The 19,299-nt window shown below is 73.6% G+C and carries 15 protein-coding genes; 11 read left to right on the top strand and 4 right to left on the bottom strand.

The genetic code is table 11. From position 1 onward, the window contains the following. Positions 1–70: 70 nt before the first annotated feature. Together OG861_RS22235 and OG861_RS22230 are read left to right on the top strand one after the other, a co-directional pair. Positions 71–439, top strand: a complete 369-nt coding sequence (locus OG861_RS22235; protein WP_329194733.1) for an ArsC/Spx/MgsR family protein — start codon at positions 71–73, stop codon at positions 437–439. Between the two features lie 101 nt (positions 440–540). After that, positions 541–1,056 (top strand): hypothetical protein, encoded by a 516-nt coding sequence (locus tag OG861_RS22230; RefSeq protein WP_329194735.1) that lies wholly within the window; start codon positions 541–543, stop codon positions 1,054–1,056. Between the two features lie 90 nt (positions 1,057–1,146). On the opposite strand, the gene OG861_RS22225 is transcribed toward OG861_RS22230, so the two are convergent. Then, on the bottom strand, positions 1,147–2,079 hold the full coding sequence (locus OG861_RS22225) for a Gfo/Idh/MocA family protein (RefSeq protein WP_329202143.1): 933 nt from the start codon (positions 2,077–2,079) through the stop codon (positions 1,147–1,149). A gap of 211 nt (positions 2,080–2,290) precedes the next feature. Here OG861_RS22225 and glnII point away from each other — a divergent pair, with 211 nt between their 5' ends. Both glnII and OG861_RS22215 read left to right on the top strand, forming a co-directional pair. After that, on the top strand, positions 2,291–3,310 hold the full coding sequence (gene glnII / locus OG861_RS22220) for a glutamine synthetase (protein WP_329194737.1): 1,020 nt from the start codon (positions 2,291–2,293) through the stop codon (positions 3,308–3,310). Between the two features lie 494 nt (positions 3,311–3,804). Next, positions 3,805–4,401: a winged helix-turn-helix domain-containing protein gene (locus tag OG861_RS22215; protein ID WP_329194739.1), complete on the top strand. Its 597-nt coding sequence runs from the start codon at positions 3,805–3,807 to the stop codon at positions 4,399–4,401. A gap of 72 nt (positions 4,402–4,473) precedes the next feature. On the opposite strand, the gene OG861_RS22210 is transcribed toward OG861_RS22215, so the two are convergent. Together OG861_RS22210 and OG861_RS22205 are read right to left on the bottom strand one after the other, a co-directional pair. Next, on the bottom strand, positions 4,474–5,961 hold the full coding sequence (locus tag OG861_RS22210; RefSeq protein WP_329194740.1) for a PepSY-associated TM helix domain-containing protein: 1,488 nt from the start codon (positions 5,959–5,961) through the stop codon (positions 4,474–4,476). Between the two features lie 63 nt (positions 5,962–6,024). Beyond that, positions 6,025–6,798 (bottom strand): hypothetical protein, encoded by a 774-nt coding sequence (locus tag OG861_RS22205; protein WP_330261848.1) that lies wholly within the window; start codon positions 6,796–6,798, stop codon positions 6,025–6,027. A gap of 152 nt (positions 6,799–6,950) precedes the next feature. Between OG861_RS22205 and OG861_RS22200 the strand changes: the two genes are divergently transcribed. The 7 genes from OG861_RS22200 to OG861_RS22170 all read left to right on the top strand — a co-directional run bounded on the left by OG861_RS22200 (position 6,951) and on the right by OG861_RS22170 (position 13,884). After that, positions 6,951–7,544, top strand: a complete 594-nt coding sequence (locus OG861_RS22200; RefSeq protein ID WP_330261847.1) for a rhomboid-like protein — start codon at positions 6,951–6,953, stop codon at positions 7,542–7,544. Between the two features lie 70 nt (positions 7,545–7,614). Beyond that, the gene (locus tag OG861_RS22195) at positions 7,615–8,415 is read left to right on the top strand and encodes a tyrosine-protein phosphatase (protein ID WP_329194746.1); all 801 of its coding nucleotides are present in this window, start codon (positions 7,615–7,617) and stop codon (positions 8,413–8,415) included. 146 nt (positions 8,416–8,561) lie between these two features. Then, positions 8,562–10,493, top strand: a complete 1,932-nt coding sequence (locus OG861_RS22190) for a hypothetical protein (RefSeq protein ID WP_329194748.1) — start codon at positions 8,562–8,564, stop codon at positions 10,491–10,493. Between the two features lie 78 nt (positions 10,494–10,571). Beyond that, the gene (locus tag OG861_RS22185; RefSeq protein ID WP_329194750.1) at positions 10,572–11,522 is read left to right on the top strand and encodes a metal-dependent hydrolase; all 951 of its coding nucleotides are present in this window, start codon (positions 10,572–10,574) and stop codon (positions 11,520–11,522) included. Beyond that, positions 11,519–12,562, top strand: coding sequence for a PDR/VanB family oxidoreductase (locus OG861_RS22180; RefSeq protein ID WP_329194751.1), 1,044 nt, complete (start codon positions 11,519–11,521; stop codon positions 12,560–12,562). Before OG861_RS22185 ends, OG861_RS22180 begins: the two co-directional genes overlap by 4 nt. A 52-nt stretch (positions 12,563–12,614) precedes the next feature. Beyond that, positions 12,615–13,319, top strand: coding sequence for a TetR/AcrR family transcriptional regulator (locus OG861_RS22175; protein WP_329194752.1), 705 nt, complete (start codon positions 12,615–12,617; stop codon positions 13,317–13,319). A 37-nt stretch (positions 13,320–13,356) separates the two neighbouring features. Continuing rightward, positions 13,357–13,884: a GNAT family N-acetyltransferase gene (locus OG861_RS22170; protein ID WP_329194753.1), complete on the top strand. Its 528-nt coding sequence runs from the start codon at positions 13,357–13,359 to the stop codon at positions 13,882–13,884. Between the two features lie 54 nt (positions 13,885–13,938). Here the strand turns inward: OG861_RS22170 and pulA are convergent, their stop codons facing one another. Further along, positions 13,939–19,290 (bottom strand): pullulanase-type alpha-1,6-glucosidase, encoded by a 5,352-nt coding sequence (gene pulA / locus OG861_RS22165; protein ID WP_329194754.1) that lies wholly within the window; start codon positions 19,288–19,290, stop codon positions 13,939–13,941. Positions 19,291–19,299: the final 9 nt, after the last annotated feature.

The following is a 19,299-nucleotide window of genomic DNA, read 5'->3' as shown; positions in this document are numbered from 1 at the left end:
CCTGGCCAGACGGCCGCCGGCCAGGCCGTCCACCGGCAGGATCCGAAAGGGACGGCCTAGGCTGGACGCCATGGAGATCTGGATCAACCCCGCCTGTTCGAAGTGCCGCAGCGCGCTGACCCTGCTGGACGCGGAGGGCGCCGAGTACACCGTGCGCCGCTACCTGGAAGACGTACCGTCCGAGGCCGAGATCCGCGAGGTGCTGGACCGTCTCGGCCTGGAGCCCTGGGACATCACCCGCACCTCGGATCCGCTGGCGAAGGAGACCGGCGTACGGGAACTGCCGCGCGAGGAGACCGAGGAGGCGCGCTCGCGCTGGATCGCCCACCTGTCGGCGCACCCGAAGCTGATCCAGCGCCCCATCATCACCGCCGAGGACGGCACCGCCGTGGTGGCCCGCTCGGAGGAAGCGGTCCGGGACGCGCTCTCCCGCCGCTGAGGGCCGTCCCCGTCGCGTTCACCCGGGGCCCCTCCGCGACCCCCTACCCTGGATCTGGACAAAGGAGTACACACCGCACCGATACGCCATAAAGGACCACTGTGACCGCATCACCGCAGGAACTCCCCCTCCCGCCGGTCCGTCGCCGGGCCGCCTGGACGTTCAGCGGGGTGTACGGGGCCCTCCTCGCCAGCGGCCTGCTGGCCGCGCTGGAGCGGACGGGCGAGCAGTACTCGCCCTTCTACGACGCCACCTGGGTCCTGGTCACCGCCCTGACGGCGGCGCTCGCCCACGGCTACGCCCACCACATGACCAGCCATCAGCCGGGCTCGCCCGGGCACCTGTGGACGGGTCTGTGGGACGCCATGTGGCAGGAATGGCCCATGGTGGCGGCCACGTTGCCCAGCGTCTCGCTGCTGCTGCTCGCGGGGCTCACGGGGTGGCCCGAGTACGAGGTGACCGGCGTCGCGCTCCTCCTGAACACCGCGCTGCTGTGGGGTTGGGGGACCTTCGCGGCCGTGCGGGTCGGCTACCGGCGGCGCAGCGCGCTGATCATCGGCCTGGCGGACGCCGCGATCGGGGTGGTGATCATCGTGGCCAACGCCCTCATCAAGTAGCCGCGCCCGCGGGCCGCCGCCCGTCACGCAGCAGCCCGGCACGGCGGCGGCCCGTCAGGCCTTGACCGCCCCCGTACGGGCGGCGGCCCGTCAGGTTCCGGCCGCCAGGTGCTCCGCCTCCGCCAGGATCTCCGTCAGCCTGGCCCCGAAGGCCGCGTCCCGCGGATCCGGCACCTTCGTCCGGGCCGCGGTGAGCAGCGCGTCCAGCGCCCGGCCGTACGCGGCGGGCACGTCGCTCCAGTCGGGCAGGCCGAAGACGCCCGCGGTACCGCGCAGCTCGAGGCCGACTCCCGCGGCGGCAGGCGGCGCGCCCAGGCTGAGCACGGCCGTGCTGACCGCGCCCGAGGCGTGGCGCAGGGCGAGTTGGACCACGTCGGAGGTCCCCCGGGTGGCGGAAACGGCGGTGACGTCGCCGAGCACCGGGATCAGTACGGACAGGGCGTGCGGCCCGACGTCCCACAAGCCGCCCTTGGCCTTGCGCCAGGGGGAGTCGGCGTACGGGCTGGGCTCACCGTCGGGCGGGAAGACCGCGCCGAGCCAGTGGGCGGAGGCGGTGAACCACCCGCTCCGCCCGGCCTGCTCCTCGACCCAGGTCGCCGTCGGCTCGGCGAAGCGAAGGGTGAGGAAGACGACGGAGGCCACACCGCCGCGCGCGGCTGCGTCCGCGACGGCGCGGGCCTGCTCCACCGTCGTCGCGACGGGCTTGTCGAGCAGCAGGTGGCATCCGGCTCCGGCCGCCCGCACGGCCAGCGGCGCCTGCACGTCGGGCGGCAGGGCGAAGGCCACCGCGTCACAGTCCGCGAACAGCGCGTCGGGGTCTTCGTACACCTTCACGCCGTGCGCGCGGGCCAGCTCGGCCGCCGCTTCGGGGCGCCGGCCCCAGACTCCGGCGAACTCGGACCCGGCGTGCGCGGCGAGGGCCGGGGCGTGGGTGCGGTGCGCCCAGGGGCCCGTACCGAGCAGGCCGACCCGGGGCCGGGGGCCTCCACCGGCCGGCGGGACGGGATCGGCGGACGAGTTCAAATCGTACGAAACGCTCACCTGACCAGTCTGCCCCACCCGAACGGGTGTCCCGTCCCCGACCCGCACAGCCACCCCCACCTGCGGTGTGAACCTCGGTAACACGGGGTTCACACACGGGCAACGGAAGAGAAATCGCCGGGGGGCACGCTGCGACGAGCAGGGCGGTACAGACGGGGTCTGCGCCGGAGCGACGTACCGAAGGATGGGGCCCGTGAGCTACAAGGCTGAGTACATCTGGATCGACGGCACCGAGCCGACGGCGAAGCTGCGCTCCAAGACGAGGATCCTCGCCGACGGGGAGGCGCTGCCGGTCTGGGGCTTCGACGGTTCGAGCACCAACCAGGCCGAAGGGCACGCCTCCGACCGCGTGCTGCAGCCGGTCTTCTCCTGCCCGGACCCGATCCGCGGCGGGACCGGCGTCCTCGTCCTGTGCGAGGTCCTGAACATCGACATGACCCCGCACGAGTCGAACACCCGCGCCCTGCTGCGCCCGGTCGCGGAGCGGTTCGCCGGGCAGGAGCCGATCTTCGGCATCGAGCAGGAATACACCTTCTTCGACGGCACCCGCCCGCTCGGCTTCCCGGTCAACGGCTTCCCGGCCGCCCAGGGCGGCTACTACTGCGGCGTCGGCTCGGACGAGATCTTCGGGCGCGAGATCGTCGAGAAGCACCTGGACCACTGCCTGGCGGCGGGTCTGAGCATCTCCGGCATCAACGCCGAGGTCATGCCGGGCCAGTGGGAGTTCCAGGTCGGCCCGGTCGGCCCGCTGGAGGTCTCCGACCAGCTGTGGATCGCCCGCTGGCTGCTGTACCGCACGGCCGAGGAGTTCAACGTCTCCGCGACGCTGAACCCGAAGCCGGTCAAGGGCGACTGGAACGGTGCGGGCGCGCACACCAACTTCTCCACGAAGGCCATGCGCGAGGACTACCGCGCGATCATCTCGGCGTGCGAGGCCCTCGGCGAGGGGTCGAAGCCGATGGACCACGTGAAGAACTACGGCGCCGGGATCGACGAGCGCCTGACGGGTCTGCACGAGACCGCCCCCTGGAACGAGTTCAGCTACGGGGTCTCCGACCGCGGCGCGTCGGTCCGCATCCCGTGGCAGGTGGAGAGGGACGGCAAGGGGTACATCGAGGACCGCCGCCCGAACGCGAACGTGGACCCGTACGTGGTGACCCGCCTGATCACCGACACCTGCTGCACCGGGCTGGAGAAGGACGGCCTGGTCTGACCGGCCCCGAACGCCGCAGCGCCCGCCGACCGCACCCGGTCCGGCGGGCGCCGTCGTCAGTGGCCGGGACGAATCCGCCCAGCATCCGGTACGGAGTACGGGAAACAGGCCGCTCGACCGGATCCGGCGCCCGGAGGTTTGTCGGGTTTGTTGGGATCTCGGCAGGGCACGGTGGCGGAATATGAGATACCGCTCCACGAAGTGAGACGCGCTCTGCCCCGGGCCCCGTACATCTGCTTGAATGACGCCCATGGCCAGCCACCCGCACACCCCGTCAGGTCGCAGCGACCTGGAGCCGTTCTGGCCGTCCCGTCAGGACCACGACTTCGATCGGGTGTGTTGCCGCGCGGAGAACGCGCCGGCCCTCTAAAGCCTCCGGGACCCCACCACCGGACCTCCCCGAGGCCTTCGGTCTGCGCGGTACGACAACGACGACGGACGACCACGTACGTACGTCTCCTGCCGACCACTCCGCGTGAAAGAGCTGACCACTCATGGCGAACACCCGCTCCGTCACTTCTGCCGCCTCCGCTGCGACCTCCGCCGCCTCCCTGACCCGTCCGCCCAGTCCGCGCCACCGGCTGCGCGCCGTGGACCGGGACGAGGTGGCCCGGGTGGCGGACCTGCTCCCGCCCGGCGCCACCTGGCTGCCCGCGCCCCAGCACACGCTGCCGGCGCTGCCCGGACACCCGCCGATGGTCGGCTACCTGGTCCTCGTACCGGCCGACCAGCAGCCGCCCGTCGCCTTCGCACCGCATTCCGTTCCCGCTCCGGGGAAGACCGCCCCCGCGACGGGGGACGTCACCGGCGACGCCCTCGTACGGATCGACTCGGCGCAGCGCACCGCCGAGGTCGACGGCCGGGTACTGGACCTCACGTACCTGGAGTTCGAGCTGCTGGCCCACCTGGTGGCGCACCCGCACCGGGTGCACAGCCGGGACCAGTTGGTCACCACGGTGTGGGGCTACGGCCACGTCGGCGACGGCCGGACGGTCGACGTCCACATCGCCCGCCTGCGCCGCAAGCTGGGCACCGCCCACCGCGACGCGATCCAGACGGTCCGCCGGGTGGGCTACAAGTACTCCCCCTGAACCGGCGGGCCGGCCGGCCGGCAGGGGCGGGCCCGTGCGCGCGAGGAGGCGCGTCCGGGCCCGCCCCGCGGACTACCGGGCCGCCGCCCGACGGCGGGCGACGAAGCCGAGCAGGACGTCGACCGCCAGGAACCCGCACAGGCTCAGGCCCAGCATCGGCACGAACCAGCCCACCACCGCCGTCACCGCGGCGAGCGGCAGCAGCAGCGTCACGGGCAGCTTGCGCCACGCCCCGCGCGGGTGGGCGCGGCCCACGGAGAACGCGCGTTGCCTGGTGGGCCGGCGCAGCCACCACATCCGGTAGCCCCAGAACACGAGGAACATCAGCGCCACGGCCAGCGCCGCCAGCGCCAGCTGGTTGACGGCCCCGAAGGTCAGGCCCATGTGCAGGTCGATGCCGAAGCGGGTCAGCTGGGCGAGCAACGGGTAGTCGGCGAAGCGCAGTTCGTCGATGACCCGGCCGTCGGCCGGGTCGACGGCGACGGAGTCAAGGTGCACGGGCACCTGCTTGTCCGCCTCCTTGACGACGTAGCCCTTGCCCTTGACGGGCAGCGTCACGCGCAGCGACTCGGTGACGCCGGCGGCCCGGGCCGAGGCCACGACCCGGTCGATGCCGACGTCCACCGTGGGCGGCGGCGGGGGCATCTCCATGCCCTCGGTCATGGGGGTCCCCCCGGACGGGGTCGGGAGGAGGTGGCCCGCGTGCTCGTCCCCGCCGTTCGCGCCGGCGCCGCCGGGCAGGGCGGCGGATACGGTCGGGGTGGCGCCGCCGAGGCCGTCCTGGAGCTGCCCGATGTTCTCACCGGCGTACTTCGACCAGGTCAGGCCGGTGGCGGAGAGGGCGACGAGTCCAGCGGCGGCCCACAGGCCGACCGCCCCGTGCCAGGACAGGGTCCGGCGGCGGCCGGTCGCGGCGCGGTCGGGCAGGACGAGAAGGGCCCTGCGGCTGCGGCGGCGGCCGGCCCACAGGGCGAGCCCGCCCAGCGCGACCACCCACAGCCAGCTGGCGGCCAGTTCGCTGTAGTTGCGGCCGAACGCGCCGAGCCGCAGGTCGGCGTGGAGCCCGCTCAGCCAGGCGCGCAGCGGCAGCGCGTCGCCGGCGGTGGTGAGCTTGCCGCGTACGTCCGCCGTGTAGGGGTCGACGAAGACGGTCAGGTTCTCGCCCTCCGCGAGGCCCGGCTTCTCCATGATCACCCGGGTGGTCGACCCGGCGTCGGGCGCGGGCCACACGGCCACGACCTCGCCCTGCGGCGCGGCTGACTTGGCCGCCTCGACCTGGTCGCCCAGCGGCAGGGTGTGGTCGCCGACGCGGGCGACGGTCAGCTCGTCGGAGTAGAGGATCTTCTCAGCCTGCCAGGAGCCTGCGTACAGCAGCCCGGTCGCGGCCGCGACGAACAGCAGCGGGGCTATGAGCAGTCCGGCGTAGAAGTGCATCCGCAGCAGCAACGGCCGCAGCGCGGCCCAGGCTCCCGGGGTGCGGGCCGCCGGTGCGCCGGCGGGCGGGTCGGAAGGTGCTTCGGCCGCCCGCGAGGGGTCGGCGTGGAGCGCGTCAAGAGACATGGGTGTCCTTGGAAGTCGGCGAAGACATGGGTGACCGGCCCCTGGCCCCGCCGCGCGCTTCGTTCAGGCGGTGGCGGGCAGGCCGGGGGCCGTGGCTCGGGTGTCCTGCCGGACGGGGGGCCCGCGCCGGACCACGGTGTGGGCGGGTACGGCACCTCGCAGTCGGCGCGGCCGTTCGTACGGGGCCCGGTGGGCGGGCGGCGCCGGTACGGGCACCACCCGGGTCCGCAGCAGTACGAGCGCGCGGGCCAGCGGCCGGGCCGCCACGAGCGCGGTGGCTCCGAGGGCTGCGGCGAGCCGGAAGACGGCCGCCTCGCCCCAGGCCAGCCAGGCCGCGCAGAACACCCCTGCCAGGACGTGGGCGGCGATCATGCCGAGGCCGCCGTGGCCGTGCCCGTCCATGCCGGGCATCGCCGTCAGGCCGGGCATCCCGGTCAGGCCGGTGGCGTCGGCGCCCATGGCGCTCATGTCCATGCCCGGCATGTGGTGCACGCCGGACATGTGGTCCATGCCGGGCATGTGGTCCATGCCCGCCGCGTGGCGGTGCGCGGGCATCGCGGCCGGGGTGGAGTCCGGGCCGCCCGCCTGGCTCGCGGTGAAGGCCAGGTGCAGCGCGCCCTGCGCGCCGAGCAGTGCGGCGGTGATCGCGAACGGGCCCCGCCGCCGCCCGGCGGCGAGCCGGGCGAGGACGCCGATCGCGCCGAAGGACCCCAGGAGCCCCGTGACGGGAACATCCCTCCCGGACATGTACGAATGCCCCAGGGCGGCCAGAGCGACGCACACCGCCGCGAACATCGCGGCCCGCAGGGCGCGCACCGGCGCACGGGAGTCAGACATGTCCGGATCATGCTCCCATGGACCCCGCCGCCCTCCGCGAGGAGGTCGTATCCGATCATGGACAGGTGGAACAGCCGCCGTGGTCGAGGTCACCTTCGCCGTTGCCGTTTCCGTTGCCGTCGCCGTCGCCGCAACCGCCGTCCGCGTGGCCCGTGCCGCTCGGCGTCGTGTACACCGCGGGGGTGCAGCTCGGCGCCCTCGCGCTGGAGCGGATGGGCACCGACAGGCGGGACCGGCTGCTGCGCCGCTGCTCCACGAACGTCGACAACCTGGACGCGGGCCGCTGGGAGACCCTGCTGAGCAGTGCCCTCACCGTCGAGGAGCCCATGCCGCTGCCCTACGCGCTGCTGCTGGTCGCGGTGCTCGGGTACGCCGAGTACGCGTACGGCGCCTGGTGGACGGCCGCCGTCTTCCTGTTCGGGCACGCGGCGGCGTCCCTGCTCGTTTACGGGGCGCTGCGGGGCAGGGCGGACCGGGAGACCCGGCGCGCCCGGGACGTCGGCACCAGCTACGGGTTGGGCGCCGTGCTCGGCGCCCTCACCTCGGCACTGCCGCGCGGGCGGCCACGGGTCGCCGCGCGGGTGGGGCTGCTGGCCCTCGCCGCGCGACCGGTGGTCAGGCGCGGGCGCACCTTCACCGACGCCGGGCACCTGGTCGCGCTCGGGCTCGGCATCGGCCTCGCGTTGGCCGTCGATTGTCTTTCCGGAACGAATCATCAGAAAATCGGTCTCGGACGCCCCGTATGACACGCGCAACCGACCCCCGTCCCGATTCCCCCGCCTTCTCCTCCCCGCCGCCGGAGACTGGAGCCACCCGATGACCGCCACCCCGTCCACCACCGTCGCGAACCTCCGCGACCTCGGCGGTACCCCGCTCACGGGCGGCCGCACCGTCCGCCCGGGGCTGGTCCTGCGCTCCGGCGCGCTCGACCGGCTCGACCTGGACGCCGATCCGACGGTGGCCGCGCTGGGGATCCGTACCGTCATCGACTTCCGCAGCGACGCCGAGCGCGGCGACCACCCGGACCGGCTGCCGACGGGCGCGCGGCTGCTGGTCAGTGACGTACTGGCGGACAAGATGCACGCCGGGATAGGGAAGATGCCCCCGGCCGCGCAGCTCAAGGACCTGATGGCGGACCCCGTGGTGGCCGAGGAACACCTGGGCGGCGGCAAGGCGCAGGTCATCTTCGGGGAGGTCTACCGGTCCTTCGTGAGCTCGGCCTCCGCGCAGAGCGCCTACCGGTTGCTGCTCACCGAGGCGGCCGATCCGCAGGCGGGGCCGCTGCTGTTCCACTGCACGGCCGGCAAGGACCGTACGGGGTGGGGCGCGACGGTCATCCTGTCGCTGCTCGGCGCGGACGACGACACCCTGATGGACGAGTACCTGTCGGTGAACCCGGCGGTCAAGCGGGCGTTCGCGCCGATGATCGAGGGCTTCACGGCGGCCGGCGGCGACCCGGAGATCGCGCTGGCGCTGATCGGGGTGTTCCCCTCGTACCTGGAGACGGCGCTGGAGGAGGTCGCCGCCCGCTACGGCTCCATGGAGAAGTACGTACGGGAGGGCCTCGGCGTTCCCGACGGGACCGTGGACGCGCTGCGGGCCCGCCTGATCGCCTGACCGCCCCACCGACCCACCGCCCCACGCCCGAGGGCGCGCAGCCGCCGGGCCACCGGCCACCCGGTCACCCGGCCGCCGCACGGAATCGCCCGAACGGGCGTGCCGGAAGCGGGTGACCATCCGACGATTCGCTCGTTCTGCTGAACGTGACTGCGCCGGATACCGCCACCCGCCCCCAGCCTCCCCTGACGCCCGGCCTGGAGCAGGCCGAGGCCGCCATCGTCGAGCACTACCCCCGGCTGGTGCGGCTCGCCTACCTGGTGCTGCCGCCCTCGCTCGGGCGCAACCGGCGGGTGCTCACCGCCCACTCGCTGACCCAGCGCGGGCTGCCGCGCGGCCGGCGCGGCAGCGACGCCTCCGCCGTGCGCGGCGGGGTCCCCGCGCAGCGGGGCGGGCTGGAGGGCGCCGAGTCGGGGTACCCGTACGTGCGGCTGCGCGTGTTGCGCTCCGCCCTGGAGGCGGGCGTCCCGTTCACCTTCCGGGCGCTCCCGCTGCGCGGGCAGCTGCCCCGGGTGCTCCCCCAGGTGTGGGGGCTGCGGCTGTTCCCGCGTTCGGGCGGGGCCGAGGAGCTGGCGCTGGACCAGTGGCTGACCACCCTCAGCGGCCCCGGGCGCGCGGCCTGCGTGCTGCGGGCGCTGGAGGGGCTGGCGGAGCCGGACGTCCTGAGGGTGCTGGCGGACGCCGGGGTGGCCAACCCCACGGGGGCGGTCGCGGAGTCCGGTGACCCGGCACACGACGCCCTCTTCGCCTCGCCGGAGTTCGACCCGTGCGTGCTCCAGGCCCGGCCCACCGACCTGTTGCGGCGCCGCCGGTTCACGCGGGCCGGGATCGCCGCCGCGGCCGCCCTCGCGGTGTGCGGGGCACTGCTGGCGCTGCCGGGCGGCGGCTGGGGCTCGGACGGGCCCGCCGCCCCGCTCTACGCGAAGAACGCCGTGGCGGAGCAGGCGCTGGACCCCGGCCAGCTGGTCCGGGTCCCGCCGACGCTCTGGCGCACCTCCTCCCGAACGGACTTCTCCGCATGGCCGGCCCGGGGCGACCGTGCGGGCGACGCCGCGCTGTTGCGCCGGGCGCTCGCGGTGTGGGCCCGTCCCGGCCGCTCGGTGGTGGTCTCGGCCACCCCGGGCACCCCGTCGGGGCCGCCGATGGGGCCGCCGCAGCTGCTGTTCGCGGGGGCCGTGGACCAGGCGGTGGTGGTCCTGCTGTACGACGGACTGCGCGTGGTCCGGTACGCGGAGCCGCGCAGCGGGACCGCCGGAGCCGCCCTCGACTTCGCCCGCACGGACGGGGCGTCGGCGGACACCGCGACCGCGCTGGTGCTCAGCCGGGTCGACGGCAACGTCCGCTACCTGACCGCCCCCTGGGTGGTCGGCGCCTCGCTGCGGGACCTGCTCAAGCCGGGCGAATCCCCCTCGGTGCTCAAGCTCGGCCCGGACGGGATGACACCGCCGGTACCCGGCCCCGCCCCGGCGGGCAGCTGTACGAGCTGGAACGCGCTGGCCCTGACCGGCGACGGCGCGACCCGGCTGGTGACGGACCTGGGTGAACTGACCCCGGCCCGGCTGACCTCGGGTGCGCCGGGCGCCGAGCGGGACGTGACGGAGCCGGCCGAGCTGGGCGAGTGGTCCCGGACGGCGTGCCTGCTGCCGTCGGTCCGCTCGCACGGGGTCCGCAGCGTCAACGCCTGGACGTACGCGAAGCAGCCGCTGCCCGAGGGGGACGGGACGGCGACCTGGCTGTGCAGCCGGGCGGAGACCTGGCAGGGCACCGCCGACCGGGTGCAGGCCCAGTTCCTGGCTCCCGGGGCGCCGCTCGCGGCCCAGGCGGCCAAGGCGGAGGGTTCCCCGGCGTGCGGCCCCCGGGAGCCCCGGGTGCTGGCGGGCGTGCTGTGGAAGTCGAAGGCGGGCCAGTGGTACGTACTGGCCGCCGGCAGCGCCCAGTTCGGCTCCGTCACGGCGTCGGGCGGCGGAGTCGGCGGGAGCGTGAACGGCAACCGGCTCGCGCTGAAGGCGACGCAGGGCGCCCAGGTCGACCTCTCGGGCAGGCTGACGGACGGCACGAAGGCGGAAGCCCTGCGCTGACCGCAGACACGCACGGGGACCGGAAAATCCCGGCGCACAGGGGTTCTGCTCCCCGCTACCCCTCAGTACATTGACAACATGTCTAATACGCCGCACGCTCCCGCCCCCGTGGCGTCGGAAAACATAGGCTTGTACGACCACATGGGCCTCCAGCCGCGGAACGTGTCCTTCTCCTGGGAGGACACCCCGCTGCACTGGCTGCCCGGCGACCCCTTCGCCGGGCACACCATCAACGTCCTGCACCTGCTGCTGCCCGCCGGGGAGCGCTGGTTCGTCCACGTCTACAAGCAGGTGCTCCCGTACATCACGGACGAGCGGCTGCGGGCGGACGTCATCGGCTTCATCGGCCAGGAGGCCATGCACGCCGCCGCGCACGACGACGTGCTGCCGCACCTGAAACGGCTCGGCCTGGACCCGACCCCGTACACGGCGCAGGTCGACTGGTTCTTCGAGAAACTGCTCGGGGACCGGACCCTCCCGCCGGGCAGGGCCCGCAAGTGGTGGCTGATGGAGCGGGTCGCGATCATCGCGGCGGTCGAGCACTACACGGCCTTCCTCGGCAACTGGGTCCTGAACGCCGACGAACTCGACCGCCGGGGCGCCGATCCGATGATGCTGGACCTGCTGCGCTGGCACGGGGCGGAGGAGGTGGAGCACCGCTCGGTGGCCTTCGACCTGTTCATGCACGTCGACGGCGGCTACCGGCGCCGGGTGCGGACCTGGGCGACGGCCTTCGCGGCCCTGACGTTCCTCTGGCAGCGCGGCGCCCGCTTCTTCATGGACAACGATCCCGAACTCCCGGCCGCCAAGGCCTCGCTGGGCCAGCTGTTCCGGGCCGGTCGGCAGGGCGTGCTCCCTTCGACCGGCTCGATGCTCAAGTCCATCCCGACCTACCTCTCGCGCACCTACCACCCCTCGCAGGAGGGTTCGACGGCCCAGGCCGTGGCCTACCTCGCCGGGTCGCCCGGCGCGAACGGCGGGACCCGCGCAACCGGCACGACCGGCGCGAACCAGGGGGTACCGGCATGAGGCGCGCCCTGACGCTCACGGCCGCCGCGGGCGCGGCGCTCCTCACCCGGCGCGCACTTCGCCGCCGGATCCGGAGCTCCCCCCTGTGGCCGCTGCCGGCCCTGGAGGACCCGGTGTCGGGCCACTCCCCGCGCAGGCTGCTGCGGGCCACGGTCACCGCGCGGAGCGAGCCCGCCGAGGGCGTCGTCCAACTGACCCTGGAGTCACCCGAGCTGCCCGCCTGGACCCCGGGGGCGCACGTGGACGTCGTACTGCCCTCGGGGCTGGTGCGCCAGTACAGCCTGTGCGGCGACCCCGCGGACGCCGGCCGCTACACGATCGCGATCCGGCTCGTCGAGGACGGCCGCGGCGGCTCCGGTGAGGCGCACGACCGGCTGGTGGAAGGCGCCGTGCTGCGGGTGCGGGCGCCCCGCAACAGGTTCCCGCTCGTGGCCGCCCCGGCGTACGTGTTCGTGGCGGGCGGGATCGGCATCACGCCGATCCTGCCGATGCTGCGGGCGGCCACCGCGGCGGGGGCCGACTGGACGCTGCTCTACGGCGGCCGTTCCCGCGCCTCGATGCCGTTCCTCGCGGAACTCGCCGCGTACGGGGACCGGGTCACGCTCGTCCCGCAGGACGAGGCGGGCCTGCCGGACCTGGGCCCGCTCGCCGCGGTCACCGGCGTCCCGGTCTACTGCTGCGGCCCGGAGCCGCTGATGGACGCGGTGCTGGCCGCCGTCGCGGACCCCTCGGCGGTGCACCTGGAACGCTTCGCCCCCGCGGCCACCACGGACGGGGCGAAGGCCTTCACGATCGCACTGCACCGCTCCGGCCTCACGGTCGAGGTCGCCGCGGACGAGAGCGCCCTGGCCGCCGTACGCCGCGCCCTTCCCGCCACCCCGTACTCCTGCGGGCAGGGCTTCTGCGGGACCTGCCGACACCGGGTGCTGGAGGGGGAGGTGGAGCACCGCGACGAGCTCCTCACCGACGCCGAACGCGAGGACTCGATGCTCCTGTGCGTCTCCCGCGCCGTATCGCAGCGCCTGGTCCTGGACTTGTAGCGGCGCGAACACCCCCGCCGGGCGCCCTGCGGAGTGGAAGTAGGGTGTCCGCATGACAACCGGGGTGCGACGCAGGATGGGTGTCGAGGAGCGGCGGCAGCAGCTGATCGGGGTGGCCCTGGAGCTGTTCAGCCACCGGTCTCCCGACGATGTGTCGATCGACGAGATCGCGGCGGCCGCGGGCATATCGCGGCCGCTCGTCTACCACTACTTTCCCGGCAAGCTGAGCCTGTACGAGGCGGCGCTGCGCCGGGCGGCCGACGAGCTGGCGCTGCGGTTCGTGGAGCCGCAGGAGGGGCCGCTCGGTGGGCGGCTGCTGCGCGTGATGGGGCGGTTCTTCGCGTTCGTCGAGGACCACGGGCCCGGGTTCTCGGCGCTGATGCGGGGCGGTCCGGCGGTCGGCAGCAGCCGCGCCAACGCGATGATCGACGAGGTCCGCCAGGCCGCGTACGAGGAGATCCTCAAGCACCTGGGCGTCTCGCCCGAGTCCCCGCCGGCGCGGCTGGAGCTCGTCGTGCGGTCGTGGGTGTCCCTGGCCGAGTCCACGGCGCTGATCTGGCTGGACGGGCGGCGCATCCCGCGCTCCGAGCTGGAACTGCAACTGGTGCACGACTTCGCCGCGTTGGCCGCCGTGAGCGCCGCCTACGACGAGGAGATGGCCCAGATCCTGGTGCGCATCCTCTCCTCGGAACCGGCCGACGGACCGTTCGGGGTGCTCGTGGGGCGGCTGGCGGCGCTGGTACCGGGCACCCGGTGATCATGACGTGGCGCGGGCGCCGCGTGATAATGCCCGCGTGATCATTGACGACGGGATGTTGTTCCGGCAGGCCGGGGAGAAGGACGCCGGCACGCTGGTGAAGCTGTACGACCAGGCCGCCCGGTGGATGCGCAAGAACGGGATCGACCAGTGGAAGCCCGGCGAGAAGGACGTGGCGCACTTCCGCGCGCGGATGCGCGACGGTGAGGTGTGGCTGGCCGAGGACGCCGACGGCCGGGTGGTCGGCGCGTACGAGCTGTGGTGGTCCGACGAGGAGGCGTGGGGCGTGCAGCCGCCCGTGGCCGGCTACGTCCACCGGCTGATGGTGGAGCGCGAGGCCGCGCCCCCGGGCGCCGGCCGCCGCATACTCGAACACGCCGAGTGGCGGATCGCCCGGACCGGGCGGGAGCGCTCCCGGCTGGACTGCGTCTCAACCAACCCGCGGCTGCTCGGCTACTACCGGGACGCGGGCTACCGGGTCGTCGGCGAGTTCCCGTCCAAACAGGCCGCGGACGGCCGGGTGTACGGGGTGATCCTGATGGAGCGGCGCCTGGACGTGGCCTGAGGTGGTGGTGCGGCGGCGCACCACCACCTCGGGCCGGCCCGGGCCCGAGGGCCGTCAGTGGCGGCCCCGGGTGAAGACCGCGACCGTGCGGGCCGGGGCCTTGAACTCGCCCGTGGCGGCGTCGTACGTCGCCTGCTTGACCGTGCTGTCGGCGCCGGCCGCCTGCACCGGGTGCAGGGCGTACGCGGTGCCCGCGAGCGCTGCCACGCGCTGGGTCTGCGCGGTGGGGGTGGCGTTGAAGACGACCACCAGGTCCCCGGCGCTCATCGTGATCACCCCGGGTGTCTCCGCCGTCCCCGACAGCGGGAACGCCACGCCCGACTGGACCGCTTGGGCCGTGGTGAGGGCGAAGGCGGGTTCCGTCGTACGGATGCGCAGCAGGTCGCGGTAGGCGGCCGAGGCGCCGTCGATCTCGGCGCAGCCGGGGGCCGCGGTGGTCAGCAGCGGTTTCGCATAGGGCCACTTGGCCTGGTTGTCGGCGGCGGGCGGCAGGCCCCGGCCGAAGCCGTTGCCGTCGTGGCAGTCCCAGTGGATGGCGTTGAACCAGTCGCCACTGTCGAAGGAGTTGCGGTCCAGGGACTTCGAGCGGAGCAGGTCGGTGCCGGCCTGGGACAGGGACGGCCCCTGCGAGAGGGTGGTGACGGCCAGGGCCAGGACCTGCATGCGGGCCCGGTCGGCGGCCGGGGTCCCGGCGGGCAGTTTGTAGGTCAGCGCGTCGGCCAGTGTTTCGTTGTCGTGGGCGTCGGCGTACGCCAGGGCGTCGCCGGGGGCGGCCGCGTACCCGGCCGGGGCGCCGTTGTAGTCGAGCTCGGAGCCCGTGGTCCGGCGGCCGGTGGTGTCGGTGAAGGCGTAGGAGGCGAGGTTACCGGTCAGCCCGACCTTGATCAGGTCCTGGTCGTGAAGGAGCCGTGCGCGCTGCTGCTCGGGGCTCCCGTTCGCGGGGGCGGCGTTGGGGTCGGTGAACAGGCCCGAGGCGAAGCCCTGGACGCGCGGGTCCTCGTCGAAGGGGCCGCCGCCGCGGACCGCGTCGCGGGCCCGGTCGGAGAAGGTGGCGATCCCGGTGCCGGCCATGTTCTTCTGCGTCGCCTGCACGAACCGGGCGTCGTCGGCGACTTCGCCGAAGTTCCACCCCTCCCCGTAAAGGATGATCTTCTTGCCGTCGACGCCGTCCTTCTCGACGGTCAGGGCGTCGAGGGCGGCGCGCACGGCGAGGATGTTGGCCTTCGGATGGTGGCCCATCAGGTCGAAGCGGAAGCCGTCGACCTTGTACTGCTTGGCCCAGGTGACGACGGAGTCCACCACGAGACGGCCCATCATGGCGTTCTCGGGCGCCGTGTTGGAGCAGCAGCTGGAGGTGGCGACGCTGCCGTCGGCGAGCAGCCGCTGGTAGTAGCCGGGGACGATGCGGTCCAGGACCGACCCGTCGGACTGGCCCGACGCCGCCGTGTGGTTGTAGACCACGTCCATGACGGTGCGCAGCCCGGCCCCGTTCAGCGACTGCACCATGCGGCGGAACTCCACGGTGCGGGCGGTGCCGTCGGGGTCGCTGGCGTACGAGCCCTCGGGCACGGTGTAGTGCAGCGGGTCGTAGCCCCAGTTGTAGGCGTCCTTGGCGGCCGCGGCCGCGACGCAGGCCTGCTGCTGCTCCGAGTCGGGGGCGTACACCTTGAGGTCGCAGGCCGGTTCGGTGCGGTCGGAGGGCTTCTCGGGGATGGTGGCGATGTCGAAGGCCGGCAGGAGGTGCACGTAAGAGGTGCCCGCGGCGGCCAGCTCGCGCAGGTGCCGCATGCCGGCCGAGGCGGTGTCGGTGAAGGCCAGGTACTGGCCGGGGTGGGCCGAGGTGCGGTCCGCGATCGAGAAGTCCCGGATGTGGAGTTCCTGGATCTGCGCGGAGGTGGAGGGTACGGGCGCGGGCTTGCGCAGCTCGCGCCAGCCGGGCGGCGACAGCTCGGGGTCGGCGAGGTCGACGGCCAGGCTGTAAGCGGAGTCCGTGGTCAGCGCGGTGGAGTACGGGTCGGTGACGAGGTTGCGGACCACCTGGCGGACGGTCGGGGCCCAGACGGTGACGGCGTACCGGTAGCGCTTGCCGGTCCAGCTCCGCTCGCCGCGCACCGACCAGACCCCGGTGGTGTCGTCGCGGTGCATCGCGACGGTCCGGCCGTCGAGTTCGAGGGAGACCTGCTGGGCGGTGGGCGCCCACACCGACAGGGTGGGGCGGCCGTCCTTGAAGACGGGGCCGAGGGGGGTGGTGGTGGCGTACAGGTCGTCCAGGACCCCGGCGAGCTGCACTCCGGTCGCGGCCAGGACGGCTCCGTTCGCCGCGCGGGCGCTCGCGACGAGCTGGCCGCGCAGGGCGCCCCGGACGCGGTCGCGGTCGCGGGGGTCGATCGTGTAGGCGGCGTAGGAGGCGAGGTGCGGGAACTTCTGCTTCTGGGCGGCACTGAGCTCGGAGCGGTTCAGTCGCAGCCACTGCGCGCCGGCCTCGTGGAGGATGCCGTCGGCCGCGGTGACGGCGCCTTCGCGGGAGGCGAGGAGCTGTACGGAGGCGGCTGCCGCGGGCGCGTTCCAGGCGACGGTGTCGCGGTCGATCCAGACGGCCCCGGCCTTGGTGAGGTCCAGGGCGGCGGCCGATCCGGCGGGCTGCGGCAGGAGGTACTTCTCGCGGCCGCCCAGCATCCACACCTCGTGCCCGGTGGACCTCAGGTCCAGGGACTGGTCGGTGGGGAGGTCCTTCTCGTCGCCCTTGTGGAGGATGTAGCTCAGGCTGGTGGCGCCGGCGGCGAGGGGGACCTCGTAGACGGCCCCGAAGGAGTCGGTGCGGACGGGCGGGAGCGGCTTGCCCCAGTCGGTGGGGGTGGCGGCGCCGGTCCAGACGTGCAGACCCCAGCCGTCGTAGGCGCCGTCGGGGCGCTGGTAGTGCAGGACGGCTTTGGTCGTGTCCTGCGGCGGGTAGGCGGGGCGTTCGGTGCGGACGGCCTCCTGGCCCTGCTCCAGCCAGATCTCGCCGGTCCTGGTCACGTCGAGGGTGCGGTCGGCGGTGACGTCCTTGGTGCCGTCCTTGTCGATGACGAGGTAGCCGAGGGAGGAGGCGCCGGGCCTCAGCCGGACGTGGGCGAAGGCGCCGTACGCGTCGCGTCCGGTGAAGTCGTGTCCGGCGGGCCAGGGCGTCGCTTCCCCGTCCGCGAGGTCGCCCCAGGCGTACAGCCGCCAGTTCGTGTAATCGCCGTCGGGGCGGTGGTAGTGCACGACGGCGTAGTCACGCTGGGTGGCGGTGGGGACGTCCACGGGCGGGGCCTGTCCGGCGGTGGAGGCGGCCGTCGCGCTCGCGGTGCGGCCGGAGGCGTCGATGACGACGGCCTTGTAGCGCAGCGGGGTGCCGGGGGCCGCGGTGACGTGCTGGGTGACCTTGTACGGGGCGTGGTCGGCGGAGCCGAGGACCTGCCAGGGCCCGGTGCCGCTCTGCGCGGCGAAGACGACGCGGTCGAGGGCGCCGCCGGTGACGTCGGCGGTGAGCTCGACGGTGCCGGTGGCCGCCGCCGGGGCCTTGAGGGTGACGGCGGGCCGGCTGGTGGGGGCCGGCAGCGGCGTGACGCCTTGCAGGACGACGGAGCCGAGGGCGGGGACGGTGACGGTGAGCTTGCCGGCGGCATCGGCGCGCGGGGCGTCGGCGCCGCCGTACAGGGTGCGGTACCCGGCGCCGGCCGGGGCGTCGAGCGTGACGGTACGGGGCTGGTCGCCGTTGTTGGCGGCCACCAGGTACTCGGTGCGGCTGCGGGGGTCCGTGCGGGCGAAGGCGTACACGGAGCCGTCGGCGAGCCGCTCGCTCTGGATGCCGTCGCGCAGGGCGGGGTGGTCCTTGGTCAGCTTCGAGAGGGCGCTGATCTGCCGGTAGAGCGGGTGCTGGGGATCGTAGGCGTCACTCGCGTGGGTGCGGGCGGTGCCGAGCTGGTCGTCGTCCAGGTAGTCGGCGATCCGGGTCGCGAACAGCGGCTGGCGGGCGTCCTTGTCGCCGCCGGAACCGGTGAAGCCCTGCTCGTCGCCGGAGTAGACCACCGGGTTGCCGCGGGAGAGGAACATCAGTTCGTTGGCGAGGCGGTAGCGCGCGAGCAGTTCCTGCTCCGCCGCCGCGGGCCGGTCCTGCTTGAGGAAGGACCCGAAACGGCCCATGTCGTGGTTGCCGAGGAAGGTCACCTGCTCGTAGGCGTTGGCCTTGTCGGTGGTGTACCGGTAGTCGTCACCGAATACGGAGGCGAGCCGCCCGGCCGCCGCGCCCTGGGAGGCGTACGCGCGGATGGCGTCCTGGAGCGGGAAGTCGAGGGTGGCGTCGAGGCGGCCGCGGGTCACGTACGGGGAGGTGACGGCGGTGTCGGCGGAGTACACCTCGCCGAACATGAAGAAGTTCTTCCGGCCGTGCCGGGCGGCGTACGCGTCGAGCGCGGTCGCCCACTGGGTCCAGAACTCGGTGTCGACGTGCTTGACGGTGTCGATGCGGAAGCCGTCCACACCGAAGTCCGCGACCCACTTCTCGTAGATCTTCTCCATGCCGGTGACGACCTCGGGACGCTCGGTCCACAGGTCGTCCAGGCCGGAGAAGTCGCCCTGCTCGGCGGACTCGCCCGCGAAGGTCGAGTCGCCCCGGTTGTGGTACATCGACGGATCGTTGAGCCAGGCCGGCGACTTGAGGTTCTTCTTCGCCTCGGGGACGAAGGGGGTGCGCGCGAAGGTGCCGGGGCCGGTCGCGGGGAACTTCTGCTTCCCGTCAGCGTAGTCCCGGTCGTCGAAGGGCACCCCGTCCTTGGTGAGGTAGGGGAAGGCGCCCTTCGAGAGGTAGTCGTGGGAGCCCTCCCGGTAGTCCACGACGTCGGCGGTGTGGTTGGTGATGACGTCGAAGAAGACCTTCATCCCCTTCTTGTGCGCCTTGTCGATCAGGCGCCCGAGGTCGGCGTTGGTGCCGAAGTGCGGGTCGACCTGCGTGAAGTCGGTGATCCAGTAGCCGTGGTACCCGGCGGACGCGTCGTTGCCCGTGCCCTGGACCGGCTGGTTCTTGAAGATCGGCGCCATCCATATGGCGGTGGTGCCGAGCCCCTTGATGTAGTCCAGCCGGTCCGTCAGCCCCTTGAGGTCACCGCCCTGGTAGAAGCCCTTGTCCGTCGGGTCCAGGCCGGTCTGCAGCCGGGAGCCGGTCAGCCCGCCCCGGTCGTTGCGCGGGTCGCCGTTCGCGAACCGGTCGGGCAGCACGAAGTAGAACTGCTCCCGGGTCAGGTCGTGGCGGGCGGGCTCGGCCGCGAGTTTCGCGTCCGAGGGCGGGGGCGGTGGCGCCTTTGCGGCGGCCGCCGCCGGGAGGGCGGGCAGGAACGTCACGGCCAGGGCGGCCGCGAGCACTCCTGCGACGACGGGGCGTATCACTGCGGATCT

This window comes from Streptomyces sp. NBC_00539 (genome assembly GCF_036346105.1).
Taxonomy (GTDB): Bacteria; Actinomycetota; Actinomycetes; order Streptomycetales; family Streptomycetaceae; genus Streptomyces.
Note: the sequence above shows the minus strand (reverse complement) of the source record. Positions and strands in the feature narration are given on the sequence as shown.

Bases quoted from the DNA above. Each gene is read 5' to 3' on its own strand.
- OG861_RS22235 (WP_329194733.1), top strand. From the start codon at position 71: ATGGAGATCTGGATCAACCCCGCCTGTTCGAAGTGCCGCAGCGCGCTG.
- OG861_RS22215 (WP_329194739.1), top strand. From the start codon at position 3,805: ATGGCGAACACCCGCTCCGTCACTTCTGCCGCCTCCGCTGCGACCTCC.
- OG861_RS22210 (WP_329194740.1), bottom strand. From the start codon at position 5,961: ATGTCTCTTGACGCGCTCCACGCCGACCCCTCGCGGGCGGCCGAAGCA.
- OG861_RS22205 (WP_330261848.1), bottom strand. From the start codon at position 6,798: ATGTCTGACTCCCGTGCGCCGGTGCGCGCCCTGCGGGCCGCGATGTTC.
- OG861_RS22195 (WP_329194746.1), top strand. From the start codon at position 7,615: ATGACCGCCACCCCGTCCACCACCGTCGCGAACCTCCGCGACCTCGGC.
- OG861_RS22185 (WP_329194750.1), top strand. From the start codon at position 10,572: ATGTCTAATACGCCGCACGCTCCCGCCCCCGTGGCGTCGGAAAACATA.
- OG861_RS22180 (WP_329194751.1), top strand. From the start codon at position 11,519: ATGAGGCGCGCCCTGACGCTCACGGCCGCCGCGGGCGCGGCGCTCCTC.
- OG861_RS22175 (WP_329194752.1), top strand. From the start codon at position 12,615: ATGACAACCGGGGTGCGACGCAGGATGGGTGTCGAGGAGCGGCGGCAG.